This window comes from Nonlabens xiamenensis, assembly GCF_003865345.1.
In the GTDB taxonomy this organism is placed as follows: domain Bacteria; phylum Bacteroidota; class Bacteroidia; order Flavobacteriales; family Flavobacteriaceae; genus Nonlabens; species Nonlabens xiamenensis.
The window spans coordinates 330,774-346,413 of sequence record NZ_RMVE01000002.1 but is presented as its reverse complement, the minus strand read 5'-3'; the positions used below and the strand labels follow the sequence as shown (position 1 = coordinate 346,413).

At 41.6% G+C, this 15,640-nt stretch carries 15 protein-coding genes; 8 read left to right on the top strand and 7 right to left on the bottom strand.

The genetic code is table 11. The features are described from left to right. The first annotated feature begins 25 nt into the window (after positions 1 to 25). From EGM47_RS06485 to EGM47_RS06470, 4 genes are all read left to right on the top strand, one after another. A complete protein-coding gene (locus EGM47_RS06485; RefSeq protein WP_124979967.1) occupies positions 26 to 475 on the top strand; it encodes a DUF4442 domain-containing protein in 450 nt (149 codons plus the stop codon). A 124-nt stretch (positions 476 to 599) separates the two neighbouring features. Next, positions 600 to 1,643, top strand: coding sequence for an o-succinylbenzoate synthase (locus tag EGM47_RS06480; RefSeq protein WP_124979966.1), 1,044 nt, complete (start codon positions 600 to 602; stop codon positions 1,641 to 1,643). Positions 1,644 to 1,645: 2 nt separating this feature from the next. After that, positions 1,646 to 2,605 carry a CPBP family intramembrane glutamic endopeptidase gene (locus EGM47_RS06475; protein ID WP_124979965.1) on the top strand — a complete coding sequence of 320 codons (960 nt, stop codon included), beginning with the start codon at positions 1,646 to 1,648 and terminating at the stop codon, positions 2,603 to 2,605. Continuing rightward, the gene (locus tag EGM47_RS06470; protein ID WP_124979964.1) at positions 2,602 to 3,651 is read left to right on the top strand and encodes an AMP-binding protein; all 1,050 of its coding nucleotides are present in this window, start codon (positions 2,602 to 2,604) and stop codon (positions 3,649 to 3,651) included. The genes EGM47_RS06475 and EGM47_RS06470 overlap by 4 nt, the downstream gene beginning before the upstream one ends. Before the next feature lie 104 nt (positions 3,652 to 3,755). Here the strand turns inward: EGM47_RS06470 and EGM47_RS06465 are convergent, their stop codons facing one another. Next, a complete protein-coding gene (locus tag EGM47_RS06465; RefSeq protein WP_124980350.1) occupies positions 3,756 to 4,196 on the bottom strand; it encodes a low molecular weight protein-tyrosine-phosphatase in 441 nt (146 codons plus the stop codon). 24 nt (positions 4,197 to 4,220) lie between these two features. Further along, positions 4,221 to 5,648: a chromosomal replication initiator protein DnaA gene (gene dnaA / locus EGM47_RS06460; RefSeq protein WP_124979963.1), complete on the bottom strand. Its 1,428-nt coding sequence runs from the start codon at positions 5,646 to 5,648 to the stop codon at positions 4,221 to 4,223. 178 nt (positions 5,649 to 5,826) lie between these two features. Here dnaA and EGM47_RS06455 point away from each other — a divergent pair, with 178 nt between their 5' ends. Continuing rightward, positions 5,827 to 6,249, top strand: coding sequence for an acyl-CoA thioesterase (locus tag EGM47_RS06455; protein WP_240642313.1), 423 nt, complete (start codon positions 5,827 to 5,829; stop codon positions 6,247 to 6,249). A 597-nt stretch (positions 6,250 to 6,846) separates the two neighbouring features. Here EGM47_RS06455 and EGM47_RS06450 read toward each other — a convergent pair. Then, complete coding sequence (locus tag EGM47_RS06450; protein ID WP_124979962.1) at positions 6,847 to 7,467, bottom strand: IMPACT family protein; 621 nt, start codon at positions 7,465 to 7,467, stop codon at positions 6,847 to 6,849. Between the two features lie 85 nt (positions 7,468 to 7,552). Between EGM47_RS06450 and EGM47_RS06445 the strand changes: the two genes are divergently transcribed. Next, positions 7,553 to 8,095: a hypothetical protein gene (locus EGM47_RS06445; RefSeq protein WP_124979961.1), complete on the top strand. Its 543-nt coding sequence runs from the start codon at positions 7,553 to 7,555 to the stop codon at positions 8,093 to 8,095. 26 nt (positions 8,096 to 8,121) lie between these two features. Here the strand turns inward: EGM47_RS06445 and EGM47_RS06440 are convergent, their stop codons facing one another. Continuing rightward, positions 8,122 to 8,988: an EamA family transporter gene (locus EGM47_RS06440; RefSeq protein WP_124979960.1), complete on the bottom strand. Its 867-nt coding sequence runs from the start codon at positions 8,986 to 8,988 to the stop codon at positions 8,122 to 8,124. Continuing rightward, on the bottom strand, positions 8,985 to 9,998 hold the full coding sequence (gene ribD / locus EGM47_RS06435; protein WP_124979959.1) for a bifunctional diaminohydroxyphosphoribosylaminopyrimidine deaminase/5-amino-6-(5-phosphoribosylamino)uracil reductase RibD: 1,014 nt from the start codon (positions 9,996 to 9,998) through the stop codon (positions 8,985 to 8,987). Before ribD ends, EGM47_RS06440 begins: the two co-directional genes overlap by 4 nt. Positions 9,999 to 10,469: 471 nt before the next feature. Here ribD and EGM47_RS06430 point away from each other — a divergent pair, with 471 nt between their 5' ends. Further along, positions 10,470 to 10,946, top strand: coding sequence for a GNAT family N-acetyltransferase (locus EGM47_RS06430; RefSeq protein ID WP_124979958.1), 477 nt, complete (start codon positions 10,470 to 10,472; stop codon positions 10,944 to 10,946). A 55-nt stretch (positions 10,947 to 11,001) separates the two neighbouring features. Next, on the top strand, positions 11,002 to 11,850 hold the full coding sequence (gene prmC / locus EGM47_RS06425) for a peptide chain release factor N(5)-glutamine methyltransferase (RefSeq protein ID WP_240642311.1): 849 nt from the start codon (positions 11,002 to 11,004) through the stop codon (positions 11,848 to 11,850). 7 nt (positions 11,851 to 11,857) lie between these two features. Here the strand turns inward: prmC and EGM47_RS06420 are convergent, their stop codons facing one another. Together EGM47_RS06420 and EGM47_RS06415 are read right to left on the bottom strand one after the other, a co-directional pair. Further along, positions 11,858 to 12,856: a ThuA domain-containing protein gene (locus EGM47_RS06420; protein ID WP_164510832.1), complete on the bottom strand. Its 999-nt coding sequence runs from the start codon at positions 12,854 to 12,856 to the stop codon at positions 11,858 to 11,860. 118 nt (positions 12,857 to 12,974) lie between these two features. After that, the gene (locus tag EGM47_RS06415) at positions 12,975 to 15,521 is read right to left on the bottom strand and encodes a beta-mannosidase (protein WP_124979956.1); all 2,547 of its coding nucleotides are present in this window, start codon (positions 15,519 to 15,521) and stop codon (positions 12,975 to 12,977) included. Positions 15,522 to 15,640 lie beyond the last annotated feature (119 nt).

The window sequence follows — 15,640 nt, the reverse complement described above, 5'->3', positions numbered from 1 at the left end:
TGTATTTTTGCCTAAATGTTAAAAAATGATCACGCCCAAAAAAATTAATCTTTTTACCTTTTTTAAGCTGCCTAGCTGTTGGTGGAATGGGGTGAGGTGCAAGAATATCGATGCCAAAAGCTGCGTGGTTAGCGTCAAGCACCGCTGGATCAATCAAAACCCATTCAACAGTCTATATTTTGCCGTACAAGCGATGGCTGCCGAACTCTCTACTGGCGCACTCGTAATGTCATATATACAGGAAAGCAATGCTAAAGTTTCCATGTTGGTGGCCAATAATGAGGCGACTTTTACTAAAAAAGCAACAGGACGAATCACTTTTACATGTCATGATGGAGAGGCTATTCAACAAGCCATTGCGCAGACCGTCGCCACTGGAGAAGGACAAACCGTTTGGATGGAATCCCAAGGCATGAACGAGCAGGGCATCCAGGTCAGTCATTTCAGGTTTGAATGGACCGTTAAGCGAAAATAACTTGCTAGCCATCAGGAAATTCTTGCGTTTAAGTTTGTATTTCAGAGGTCATCACTTAGTTTTTCATCTTATAAATTGTTGTGAATAGATCGCAATTGTAGGCGAGCTTTTATACATTCACCTTATGAAAGCACATATTGTTCCCTATCATTTATCGTTTAAACGACCTGCAGGTACTTCTAGGGGAGTATTGCGCACAAAGGATACTTGGTTTCTCGTTTTGGATAATGGTAAAGAGAAAGGCATAGGCGAAATCAATATGTTAAGAGGGCTATCCATTGATGACCGTCCCAACTTTGAAAAACAACTTACATGGTTGTGTGATCATATTTCAAAGCCTCCAGCAGAATTGATGCAAGCGTTGCAGGAATGGCCATCGATTTTGTTTGGTTATGAAATGGCATTAAAATCCTTACAATCTGCTGATCCATTTGAACTTTTCCCTTCTTTATTTACACAAGGCCAGGATGATATCGATATCAACGGATTGATATGGATGGGCGATACGGACAATATGTTGCACCAATTGGAAGAAAAGCTAGCGAGAGGATTTGATTGTATCAAGTTTAAGATCGGTGCCCTGGATTTTTCAGAAGAAATTAAACTACTGGCATCTGTTCGGTCCCGCTTTCGCGAAAGCGAAGTAAGCATCAGGGTAGATGCCAATGGAGCTTTTACTCCGGAAGAGGCAAAAAGAAAATTGGATACCCTTTCTCAATATCAGGTGCATAGTATCGAACAACCTATCAAAGCCGGGCAATGGAAAGCAATGGCAGAACTTTGTAAAGACACACCAGTGCCTATTGCTTTGGATGAAGAATTGATCGGTTTATTTTCTAAAGAACATAAACAACAGTGTTTGCAGGAGATCAAGCCGCAATACATCATTTTAAAGCCAGCGCTTGTGGGTGGCTTTCAAAGCTGTAGAGAATGGATCAATCTTGCAGAATCCAGCAGTATAGGTTGGTGGATGACCAGTGCACTAGAATCCAATATCGGGCTTAACGCTATTGCGCAATTCACGTACACCCTTGGGGTCAGCATGCCTCAGGGATTAGGTACAGGGGGTTTATTCACCAATAACATAGGCAGTCCGCTGGAAATCAGCGATGCTCAATTGAGGTGTAACATTTCCAAGGAATGGGATACTAACGCATTAAATTTTTAAATATGTATATAGAACAAGGCTACAAGGGGAAATTAGGAACATGGAATTACTTTGTGATACCTGGCATTTTTATGTTATTCATGGCTTTCAATTATGTAGCCACTCTGTTATTTGTTGAACAGAATGATGTCTCACTGGAAGAAACGATGCAAAATATGATAGAGGCGATGGGAAAGACACCTTTTTTAGTCCTTAATTTGTCAGTTTTTGTAGTAGGTTTATTGATCGTGTTCTTTTGGGCGGGTGTAGTCCACCGTCAGCATTTACGCTGGCTCACCACCTCGCGACCTAAAGTGGATTGGAAACGTATATTCTTTATGTTTTTCTTTTGGGGCGGCATCTCTGCATTGATGATTTTTGTTTCCGTGCAGTTAGCTCCTGAGGATTTTGAATACAACTTTAATGCGTCCAAGTTTATACCGTTATTACTGATCTCTTTGTTGATGTTTCCCTTTCAAACCAGTTTTGAAGAGTACTTGTTCCGCGGGCAGTTAATGCAGGGATTAGGAATTGCCACTAAAACCAGGTGGGTGCCTTTTCTACTCACCTCTATTTTGTTTGGAATAATGCATTCCGCTAATCCAGAAGTGGAAAAGCTAGGTTTTGGGATCATGGTTTTTTATATAGGCACCGGTTTGTTGCTGGGAGCGATGACATTGTTGGATGAAGGATTGGAACTGGCTCTGGGCTTTCATGCAGCTAATAATATTGTGGCAGCTTTGTTAGTGACCTCTACTTGGACAGCCATACAAACAGATTCAGTTTATTTGGACACTTCAGAACCCAGTTTTTCAATCGTGGATGTGTTACCTATTTTTATTGGGTATCCAATTATACTACTTATTCTAGGTAAAATTTACAAATGGCGTAACTGGAAGGAGAAACTCTTTGGACGGGTCATGAGCAAAGAAGAGTTTCTTGCCCTTGAGCAAAACAACACTGCAAATCAAGATTTTTTATGATTCCCAAAATACATCCCACATTTAAACTAAACGGGCATCGTCTGGATCACGATGGCGTCATGACCGTGGCGTACAGTTATGTCAAGGAAGGAGAGTATTGGGAACGCCAGATCGGTGATTTTTTGCTGAGTTGGCTGGATGATTTTGAAGTGGTAACTGTGCACACCAGTGGTTCGACTGGGGTTCCTAAGGAGTATAAACTGGACAAACAACATATGATTAATAGCGCTTTGATGACAGGTGCTTTTTTTGATATGGGTGAAGAAAAGGAGGTGTTGTGCTGTTTGCCGTTGAGTTATATTGCTGGTAAGATGATGATGGTCAGAGCTATGACATTGGGTTGGGATTTGGACTTGGTTGAACCAAGTACCACACCGCTTCATAAGGCCGAAAAGCGTTATGACTTTACCGCTATGTCTCCTTTACAGCTATCTAGATCCTTGGATCACATACATAAAACCAGAAAAGTGATTATCGGAGGAGGGCCTGTGTCTCCAACGCTCATTAAACAATTACAAGGAAAGCATACCAAAGCCTACCACACCTACGGGATGACAGAAACGTGTTCGCATATCGCTGTACGCGAAATCTATCCCTTACAGGAAACTTTTTTTAAGCCGCTGCCTCAGGTAAAGCTGTCTAAGAACGAAGAAGGCTGTTTGTTGATCGATGCACCTCATTTGACATCTAGCACTTTGGTGACCAATGACCTGGTCGAATTTAACAAAGATGGAGGGTTTCAAGTGATGGGGAGAAAGGATGATGTGATCAATTCGGGTACCGTAAAAATCCACCCGCTTCAAGTGGAGCAAAAGCTTGCCCAAGATCTTTCGGCGCGTTTTTTTATTGCTGGAATGGCAGATAACGAATTGGGACAACGGGTTGTATTGGTGGTAGAGGGTGAAGAACAGGAAGTACAATCTGCGATGAAGGGATTGTCTAAATTTGAACGTCCGAAACAAGTGTATTTTGTGCCTAAGTTTGTAGAAACCCACACGGGTAAAATCGATAAGCGATCTACTTTAGATCAAGTCGAAGCTTCGTAATGATCGATCTCATGGTGGAGTGGCAAACAACCAACACTGTGGGCAGAAAAGCAATGTAAGTTCAGGAAAAGTAAAAGCTAAATGGTCCTAGAGGGGCAGTTGCACTAGCTGTCCAACTTTTTGGCGATTACATCTGTAGCGCGATCCAACATGCGATAGACATTTTCAAAACCTTGCGAACCGCCGTAGTAGGGATCGGGTACATCGAGATTTTCACCAGGAAAAGCTTCGTCCAATATTTTGATGACTTTATTACGCTCTTCTTCATTTCGAGCCATTGAAGTTACGTCATTGTAATTGGAGCCATCCATGACATAGAGGTAGTCAAACTTGTCAAAATCTTCCTGAAGCAGTTTCCTGCTGCGTTGCTGACTAATATCCAAGCCGTATTTACGGGCCACTGCTATAGAACGTTTGTCAGGAGCTTCACCTTTATGCCCTCCACTTGTTCCGGCACTGTCTACTGTAAATTTGGTAAAATTAAGTTTGGAACGCATCAAGCCTTCCGCCAGTGGCGAGCGACAAATGTTTCCCAGACAGATCATCAATATGGAAGTCTTTTGCTTCACTTAATTGGATAATTTTTTATGTAGGTCCTCTACGTATTTGTTGAATTGCTTGTCAGTAGAAGCCAGGTTGTCTACGGTTTTACAAGCGTGTAATACAGTCGCATGATCCCTTTTACCAATTTGTGTCCCTATACTGGCCAAAGAGGCTTTGGTCAATTTTTTGGAAAAATACATGGCCAGTTGTCTTGCCTGTACGATATGTCTTTTTCTGGTTTTGGATTGAAGGGTTTCCACATCCATAGAGAAATAGTCACTGACTACCTGTTGGATTTGATCGATAGAAATCTCACGTTTTGTATTCTTTACGTAGTTCTCGACAATCTTACGTGCCAGATCTATAGTAATGTCCTTTCTATTAAAAGAGGAGTGTGCGATCAAGGAGATAATTGCTCCTTCCAATTCGCGAATATTGGTCTTGATGTTCTCGGCCAGATAATTGACCACATCTTCTTCCATTTCAACACCGTCTCTATATAGTTTATTCTTGATGATGGATACCCTGGTCTCGTAATCCGGGTGATTGAGTTCTGCACTCAATCCCCATTTAAAACGAGATAACAAACGCTGCTCGATATCCTGCATATCCACCGGTTTCTTGTCACTGGTTAGAATAACTTGTTTACCGTTTTGATGCAAGTGATTAAAGATATGGAAGAAAACATCTTGGGTACTTGCCTTACCGGCAAAGAATTGGATGTCATCCACTATTAATACATCGACGATCTGATAGAAATGTATAAAGTCATTTCTATTGTTTTTGCGAACCGACTCGATGTATTGTTGTGTAAACTTTTCAGCGCTGATGTACAGCACGGTTTTGTCTGGATAATTTTCTTTAATACCTACACCGATGGCATGGGCAAGGTGGGTTTTACCCAGACCTACACCACCGAAAATGAGCAGTGGATTAAAACTGGTACCACCAGGTTTATTGGAAACAGCCATTCCGGCACTGCGCGCCAACCTATTAGAATCACCTTCCAAGAAAGTTTCAAAATTATAGGAAGGGTTGAGTTGGGATTCAATCTTGACATTTCTGATTCCAGGAATCACAAACGGGTTCTTCAGCTCTGGGCTTTTGCTTCGCACTGGAGCATCTACCGATTGTGAGTTATTAATGGATCTGTTGCTGCTAGGGATCTTTTCTGTAAAAGCTTCCATACCACGCGCAGGGTTTTCCATCTTGATCGCATAGATCAATTTTGCTCCCTCACCCAACTCACGCGTTAAAGCAGTTTTAAGTAACTTGATGTAATGTTCTTCTAACCACTCGTAAAAAAAGCGACTAGGGACTTGAATACTTAGTGCAGTATCAGTTAGCTTTACTGGTTTTATAGGAGCAAACCATGTTTTATAAGCTTGAGGGGCAATATTGTCTTTAATAAAAGAGAGACAATTGTCCCATACCGATTCTGCCGTCAGTGTCATAAGTTTGCTGTTTTTTGATGTTAGGTTGTGCGATTTAGAACTAAAAATCAGATCGAAAATCCTCTGTTAAAATCGATGACAAATATGTGTATAAAAAACCTTAAAAAAAATTTATTTAAGGTTTGATTTCTTAAAAAAAAATCGCATTGAATTAACTTTCTTGATACACAAGAAATATATGAAAAAATTGATGAAAAATATTGTAGTAAAAATCCTACCTCGTTACTGTGAAACTGATCAGATGGGGATTATACATCATTCTAACTATCTGATATACATGGAGCAAGCTAGACTTGAATGGTTAAACACTTTAGGTTTTTCCTACCAGAAAATGGAAGAAAATGGGGTGTTGTTACCCGTTCATAAAATCGATATTACGTACAAAAAACCGATCAAATTTGATGATGAAATTCATGTAGCAATCTCCCTAAAGAGTATTCCTACTACTAGGGTGGTTTTTGACTATGAAATCACCAACAAAAAAGGTGAAATATGCGCTCTTTGTGAGCTGACTCTTGTTTTTACAGATGCCAAAAATTTTCGCCCCAGAAAACCATTGGTCGATTTCTTAAACCGATGTGAAGAATTGTTTGCAGACTGAAATAATTTTTGCCATTTATCGATACCTTCTTTTTAGAAGATTGTTCTTTTTTCTGCTCAATGTTTTATCCCGAATTTGCTTGATGAACATATTTTCCCAACTCCGATATGAATAACGAGCTGCCATGAGCAACAACAAACATGCTTTCCAATATGTTCGGCTTTGTGCTAGGCAAGACAATGATCTCAGGACATTTTCGCTTGTCCAGAAGGAATTCGACTAAGAGTGGAATATGTAGTCCTAACAGATACCAGATCAAGTTAGATGCTTGACTTATGAAAAAACCATCCAAGTTGTCTTTCTTGTCATTGCTTTAAAAAGCTGGTGCAATGGAGATTAAATAGACATTTGAAGGAGGCAAAGGACATGATAGAAATCAAACAACTCTTTTAAATAGTCGCCTCTCAATTATGTATGATATGACAGCTCAAGAAGCTGGCACGCCCATCTATAAATTTTGATCACTTAGGTGATGGAGATGGAAAGCCGAATTAATTTGAAGTCTTAAATATTGCGAATAAACAGCTATAGCGCTAGTACTTAATACATTCTCATTTTTTTACGCGCATTGTACGAGAGGTTGCATGACTTGAAAGGTCAATGGCTTGTGCTTTCTTCTAAAGTTGACGCCTTGATGGGATACATCTGATTGATTTGATCGATCACCCTTTGTTGTTGTGACTGTGGCACGGCGATACGTATCAGACAGGTGTCTGTGAGTTCTTGGAATTCCATTGTATACTTGTGCTCATCGATAAATCGCATGACCTGGCTCATCTGCGGATACTCAAAGTAAATGTTTACCGAGGCTGTAATGGTGCGTTTGACGATTTTTGCCTGTTCAAGTGCTAAACTCGCCGCTTCTCGATACGCTTGTATAAGTCCGCCGACCCCTAGTTTTGTTCCTCCAAAAATTCGTGATACTACCACCAATATATCACTTAGTTCGCGGGCTTGAATCTGACCCAGTATCGGATCACCAGCGCTGTGGTTTGGTTCTCCATCATCATTAGCTCTGTAATTTTGGTCGCTAGGGCCTAGCTTCCAGGCGTAACAGTGGTGTCCAGCTTTGGGGTGCTTTTTCCTCAGTTCAGCAATCAATATGTCTACTTCCATCTCAGTATCTATGGGGAAAGCTGTGGCATAAAATTTACTGCCGCGATCTTTGAAAAGTATCTCGATGGTGGGTTCGACAATGGAGAGATAGGAGTCAATCACTTAAAAAATTGTTAAAAAAACAGACTCATGCAGTCTGGTCAAGTTATTAAGATATTTTTAGCAAATTAAACATAAATTAAGTACCATGAAAAATTATCTCCTCTTCGTCATATTCTCCATTCTATTGGTAGGTTGTGAAACGGAGCCATTGGATCCCAGTTTAAATACCAATGGACCTGTATCAGGAACCGGAGGCGGTGTAGGTGCCAATCAGGTAGATTTACTTGGAACATGGAATGTTACGCAGAATGATACAGAGTTAGAAAACACCAGTACTTTTATGGGGCAAACCACCACCGTTATGTCAACCAGCGCGTTAGTGGGTGGTGACCCTACCTTGACTTTTAATATGGACGGCACTTTTGTCCAAGCAGGAAGCATGGAAATTCAAACTACTTTGATTGGAGGTCCCTCGCAGACCCAAACCGTTCCTTTTAATACGACCGGAACTTATACTTTGAGTGGGACAATTCTTACATTGGCTGCTCAAAGTCAAAATCAAGAATATACAATTGTGGTCAACACCGCTAACTTGATAGAGTTAGAAGCAGAGATTTCGGAGTCATTTGATGCTGGTGGAGCTACAAATAATGTTACAGGTACTCAATTTATTACTCTTGAACGCTAATGTTTAGCAGGTAAATATGCCTGCATTTACGCTTTCGCGAAAGCGATCATGATTATAGCCACTACGGCAATTGCAATCCCTATATAATTTTTAAGGATAAGTTTCTCTTTAAATATTATAATACCCAAAAACGAGGTAAGAAGTACGGTGCCCACATGATTGATGGGGTAAACCACGCTGCTTTCCATTCCTGTTTTTAAGGCACGGATTAGAAAATAAATGGAAAAGTAATTCGGGATTCCCAACACAGCCCCTGCAACTATTGACTTCCATTGTAAAGGTCGGCCTTGGATACTCTCGTAGATCATCACCAGGATACCAATCGCAAATGCGCTCATAAAGCATATCGCACTAAAAAGAGGTTCGAGACCTTCAGGTACGTGAACCTGTTCGGCATATTTGATGGTCGTATCGATTACCCCACTTCCCACAAATAACAACAGTGGAAGTAGTAACAATTCACGGTTCCAAGTAATTCCGTTCTTGGACTTGATCGAAGTAAGGTAAACCGAGGCCAGAGCGATGAAAATCCCGATCAATTTTATCCATCCCATAGACTCACCGTACAACCAAAATCCAGCAATTACAGGAATTACCAAAGACATTTTTCCAGCAACTGCCGCTACTGATAATCCATTTTTCTGACTGGTTAATGCCATCACATTAAAAATAAAAATGAATAAAGCCCCTAGACCCATGGCATAGATTAACCAATCGGCCGTCCATACCTCATTGATCGTAGGAAGCTCGCCGTAAGCCAAAAATCCTGTGACACAAGCCACTAAATAGTTGACCACGATGGCATGCAGTCGGTTGACTTTAAAAACCTGGAAATATTTAAATATGACATACAACAGGCTGCTGGTGGTAATGCTTAGTAGTAGCCAAATCATGAGCGGTAGTAGGTTTTAAGAATGTCTTTTCCCAACAGTCTCCGCTCGTGAAGCACTAGCTGTCCATGCAGCAGAGGGGCTGGAGTTCCTTGATGAAAAAGTACTTCTGCTCCCATGTATTGATGCGCTTCATCCCAATGTCCTGAATCGATGAATTTTTGTAGGGTTTTTGCCCCACCTTCAATAATGACTGATTGGATTCCTTCGGCATAGATTTGATCCAATACTCCATCAAGCTCATTCTCTGATTTTTGAAGAATTAATGTTTCTGCCTGGTCATCAAATATTTTCATAGCTTTAGGTAGTTTCCCTCTATGATCCCATACTATCCGTGTGGGATGATGTCCATGCCACTGTCGACAGGTGAGTGAGGGATTGTCGTCTAGCAAGGTTTTGGCACCAATGAGAATGGCCTGTTCTCTCGCTCTGGTTCTGTGGGCGTGTTGCCTGGAAATTTTGGAGGTAATCCATACGGGAGCAACGTCCTCCTTGATCAACGGAGCAATAAAACCATCAGCGGTCTCTGCCCACTTCAGAATGATATAAGGTCTTTTTTTGGTATGGTAGGTAAAGAATCGTCGGTTGAGCCGGTGGCAGGATTCAGCACAGATGTTTGTTATTACTTCAATACCTGCATCTTTAAGCAGTTGAACACCTTTGCCCGCAACTTTTTCATGTGGGTCTAGGGTGCCTATAACCACTTTTTTAAATCCTTTGGCAATAATCATTGTTGCACAAGGAGGTGTCTTTCCTGTGTGGGAACAAGGTTCAAGGTTGACGTATAAGGTCGCTTTCGCGAAAGCGGACTCATCATAACCTTTTTTTTCTGCATCCCGTACGGCCATGACCTCGGCATGTGGCCTACCAGATTTGTAGTGCCAACCTTCACCCAAAATCTGTCCCTCTTCTGAAAGGATTAAGCTGCCTACCAAAGGGTTGGGGTAAGTGGTGCCCAAACCGTTTTTGGCCAGCTGAATACAACGATTCATGAAAGTTTTATGGCTTTTCATCTACACAAATGTAACTTTATTTTGTTGTCGTTTTTCATTAGATACCATGTAGGATGGTCAGCTTAACTCATTCTACCATCAAAACATCACCTATTTGTTCAACTATGTAACAATGGATAGATTTAAATCCTATTCCTACAGAAAAGATTATCGAAGGTCTTCGATACGAAAATCCGTGGTGAGCTACCAAAGAGATTCCAGAAACTTTTAGTGCAATGTCCAGCTGCAGTTGTCATTTCAATTGATCAATTGGAAATGAAAGAAATCCAAGGCTTGCGATTTACTTTTTTACCAGCTCCTATTTACGCCTACAATATTGGAGAAATTACACTGAGAATGAAAACGAATAGTTAAAGAAAAACGAAAACACAACAATGGGTAGATCGCAAATGCCGTCTTCGTGTGGTCAACCTAACATAGAAGAGACCTTAAACGAATCGCAATTCCATTAGCGTACTGTACTTTTGCAATATGAGAATACGCCCTATACTCCCCAAGGACAATACATCGATCAAAGAGATTATCCAAAGCTCCATTCTTGAACATGGTGCTCCCAAAATAGGTACTGCCTACAGCGATGTGGCCACCCATCGTATGTATGAGCGCTACCAGATGCCCAGATCTGTTTACTTTGTGCTGGAAGATGGACATCAGGTATTGGGAGGGGCGGGAGTAGCTCAATTGGATCAGTACGAATCCCATGTATGCGAATTGCAAAAAATGTATTTTATACCAGCGGTTAGAGGAAAAGGCTGGGGTAAGAAAATGATAGAAACATGTATTCAGGCTGCCCGGGATTTCCAATTCAAACAAATGTATCTGGAAACCATGGATAATATGCATCAGGCCCAAGGTTTATATAAACATGTAGGGTTTGAACTTTTGGAGGCTCCATTGGGAGATACCGGACATTTTTCTTGCCCGGTACAGATGTTACGCCAATTGTAAGTACGGCCAATACGACCTCAGATGAGATGCGTCGCTCTATTCAAATTTAACTTTTATGATGACACTGCAGGAATTCAAGACTAAATACATCAATGACTTGGGACATCTATATCCCAAAGAAGAATGCTTGAGTATTTTGCAAATCATTTGTGAGGATCTACTGCACTGGTCACGTACGGATTTCTTGATACGCGATCGGGAAAAAATCAACCATCTGGAAGAGGAAATTATATTGCGCTCGCTACACCAACTCTTGCAATCTACCCCAGTTCAATACATCACTGGGATTGCCCATTTCTACGGTCATACGTTTGAAGTTAATCAGCACACCTTGATTCCCAGACAGGAAACTGAGGAGCTGGTCGACCTCGTTCTCCGAGAAATTAAATCACTTTCTTGCCCTGCAATGATTGACTTAGGTACTGGCAGCGGATGTATTGGTTTGAGCATTAAAGTAGAGCGAAAAGACTGTGCTATGAGTTTACTAGATATCTCTTCAGAAGCTTTGCAGGTGGCCCGATCCAACGCCTCCAAACTCGCTGCACAGGTTGATTTTTTCCAAGAGGATATTTTATCCTGTAAAGCCTTGCCTGGTTCCTATGATATCATCATCAGCAATCCGCCGTATGTGCGCGAACTGGAAAAAGAGGAAATCCACGACAATGTATTAAAATATGAACCCCACAGCGCACTTTTTGTGGATGACAATGATGCTCTGGTTTTTTATAGAAAAATATTGAAGTTGGCACAGTCCGCACTTCGTAAAGACGGCAAAGTCTTTTTTGAAATCAATCAATACCTTCCCGAACAAATGAAACAATTAGCTGAAAGTTTGGGTTTTGAGAGCAAGTTATACCGTGACATTAACCAAAATTGGCGGATGATAAAATGTTGGAAAGCTTAACCCCTATTTAGCGCTTGATCAAGTTTCCTCGATAGAATTTTCCGTTGAGATAAATTTCGTACAGGTAAGTGCCGCTGGAGAGTTCGCGCAGATCGGCTTCATAGCCGTTTTTTATTTTCTTCAGGACAACGGGTACCTTTCGGCCTGAAAGATCAAAGAATCTGAATTGCGATGGGGCAACATCCTCCCCTACATCAAATACCGCAGATTGGTCCACAGGATTGTTATTTTGCCGCATAGGGTAGCCTTGAAAATCTTCTACGGATAGACTGGTATTTCCTGCGGCCCAGAGAATAGCCTTTTCTATCATACTTTTAAAGGCTTTATTGTTGGTATAATCACTGCCATTGTGGCCCAAGGCCGTATAAAATGACCTGAATCCACTCGTGACATTCCCGTTGACCGTGATCGATTCCTTTAACCATGTTATGGGCCTGGGATCATCATAGGAATTGTCTCCAGTGGACTGCACTTCAAGTAAGACTTTATTGTCTGCACTGAGTTGGCCACCATTAATTTCCCAATAATAATATTCTTCTGATTTATTCCAGGTGTTGCCCAGGTGATTGACGATCGGATGTTCAGGAGATTGAACCACTATAGTCGCTGAAGTGTGATTGGGAGTGTGGTGTGGTGAGGCTTGAACGATACCGCCAACCAACTCGTTATAAAAAGGCCAGGATCGATCCCTATAGGTGTCCGTGGCTGCGTGTATACCTACAAAACCATTGCCGGCTCTGATGTATTCTTCAAACGCGTTGCGTTGCGCATCGTTCAACAGGTTGTTCCCAGTGGTGCTGCAAAATATAATCACATCATACTTATAATTCCCTTGGGCATCCACAAAATCGGCTGCGCTGAAAACTGACGCGTCCATAGATGCTGTGGTGTTCCACTGATTGTTTTGTTTGCCTAAATCAGTTATCATGGTTATACCAGCATTGATGGAAGAGTGGCGGTACTGATTAGTCTTATGAAATACCAATACCTCATAAGGTTGTGCCATGCTTAAGCACCCAAACAATAATGACGCGCACACTAGCAAATATCTGATCATGTTTTTTTATTGAAGATAGTAGTTTTAAAGATATCCTGCAATGGAAGACCAGAGTCTTAGGGAGCTGTTAATTTGAAAGCCTTGCAGGATTTTCCTCTGGAAGTATGAATTCATTTAAGGTCATGACCTCAAAACCTTTGATAAATTCAGGACCATCAAAGTATAAGGTTTTTGAGGTGCCTTTAGGCAGGTCAAAGAAGTTATCTGAAAAATGACCTGATTCTTCGCTATACAGGAAAACATCCTTGAGAAAAGAGTGAGCAAAAAGGGTGATTTTATGTCGATCTCCTTCCCAATTGTATGCGATGCTATAATCTGGCTGTGGCAACTTTAATTCTTTGGGGCGCACCAAATAATCCCAATATTGTCGGTCTTTAAAACTGACTTGAATATAAACTTCCTTTTCGGATGCACTCTTTAGATCCAGTGGTATCTGCATGACCATCGCACTATTGTTGGCTGGAGCCTTGACATTTTCCCTGAAGGAACTAATAGACTTGCCATTAAAATCAAAAATATCGACGCGCATAGGTGAATTGAACGATAGCAAATCGTCATTGACCAACCATATATTTAGGCTATCCTCCTGTAATTCTGTACTGATCAGGAGGTTATTGAAGTCTCTTTTGGCGGTGTAATGCAATGCTTTCCAATGCCCCAAAAAGTCAATACTGGACCAACTTACCACTGGCCAGCAATCATTGAGTTGCCAGTAGAGGGTTCCCATAGATCGAGGTCTAGCCCGTCGCTGGGCATGTATGGCTTTTGAAATCCCGTAAGCTTGTAACAGCTGACTCATATAGACAAAACCAGCATCCTGATCTGGGACTGGAAAATCCCGTTGCATATAATCTGCAATCAACGCATTTCCCCTGGGATGTTTCTGGTGGCTGGCATAATCTGCAGAATGAATGTCCAAGGAATCTGAGGCATTAATATAACGTATGGTCTGAAAGGAAGGGTGGGATTGGAAACCAAATTCGCTACTGAATCTAGGTACGTGATTTTCATAATGCTCAAAAGGATAACCGCTGTGCCAGACCCACCAATCGTGTGCGTTGGCATGGGTTTCATAGCGCTTGTCCCCACGACCGAATTTAGGCGAACTCTCCCAATAGGGAAGATCTGAGTGGGCCGATACCACCGCAGGTAATACACCGACAAAAATGGATTGGTATTCGTTCCAAATATATTCCTTTTCTTCATCGCTGCGACCTGCCTGCCAGCCCCAATTGTGCCAGGCTTCATTGATTTCGTTATTGCCATTGAAGAGCACCAGACTGGGGTGTTTGCGCAATCTTTTGACTTGTTGCGTGGCTTCTTGTTTTACGCTTTCGCGAAAGCGTTTATCCCCAGGATACATAGCACAGGCAAACATGAAATCCTGCCAAACCATGATACCTTCCCGATCACAAATTTCGTAGAACAAGTCTTTTTGATAAACCCCACCGCCCCAAGCACGCAGCATGTTCATATTTGCTTTTTTGGCGTCCTGAATCAAACGTAAATAATCTTGGTCTTTGACACGGTCCAGCATGCTGTTTTGCGGAATGTAATTGGCACCTTTGGCATAAACTGGAACATCATTGATTTTAAAATAGAAAGATTCTCCTATACTATCTTTCTCGTTGACGAGTTCGACAGTGCGCAAGCCTTTTTTAACTCGGTATTCATCGCTTAGCACACCATCTTGAATCATCTTGATTTTAATATCATATAAATAGGGGTCGCCCAGGTTGTGCGGCCACCACCTTTTTGGTTTTTTGATCGTAAATGGCAGGGAAAATTGTTGCGCCGCCTGGTTTGGACCCAAGTATGTTGAACTTGCCAAAAGGCTATCGTTCACGTAAAGCTGTAACTCCAGTTCTTCAAAGGCGCTCAGGTCTGCAAGCTTGACATGGCTGGTCAATGAGGCCAATGAGTCCGTGAGAAGTTCCTGTCGGAGATCAACTTCTTCTATTTTTAAACCATCGTAGATTTGAAGATAGATGGGTTGGGAAATGCCCATCGTATTCAATACAGGGCCCCAGTCCCATCCGTATTCAAATTGTCCCTTCCGGGTAAATACGCGGTGGTTATTGTCTGAGTTGACCAAAGGCAAAGTATAGGGGTGTGAAAGATCTTCTGCCTTTTCAAAAGGGGTTGTGGGCAGGAGTTCTACCGTTAATTTGTTGTTCTCTTTCAATAAGTTTTTAACAAAAATGCGCTCGCTGGTAAATGCATTGTCATTTTGGTGAATGAGCGAATCATTTAACATCACTCGGGCATAAGTATTGAGCCCGTCTAGCTGTAAATAGATATGGTCGCGATGAAGCTCTTCTTTTGAAACAGCGAATTCTTTTTCATACCTCCAATTCTCCTGCGAGACCCAACCGATTTTTTCTTCATTATTGCCGACAAATGGATCTGGGATATGATCGCTTTCCCACAGATCACTCTGTACACTGGTGGGAAGTGAAATACTGTCCCGTACCATATGCCCGTCTTTCACCTGGAAAAGACTCCACTGATCATTGAGACTGATTTGTCGTGGTAACTCCTTGCGCTGGGTGCAACTTATACTCATTGCTGCCAGGGCAAGAAGAAAGATGTTGATCCGGTTGATATTTCTCACTCCTTTGATAAGAGGGTTGGGGTTAAAATCAGCATTTATGCTTTAAAGGTAGGACAATTGAAGATACTTTTAGACGGGATTTTGAGAGGGTAAATGATAAATGAGATATAAAAATGTCA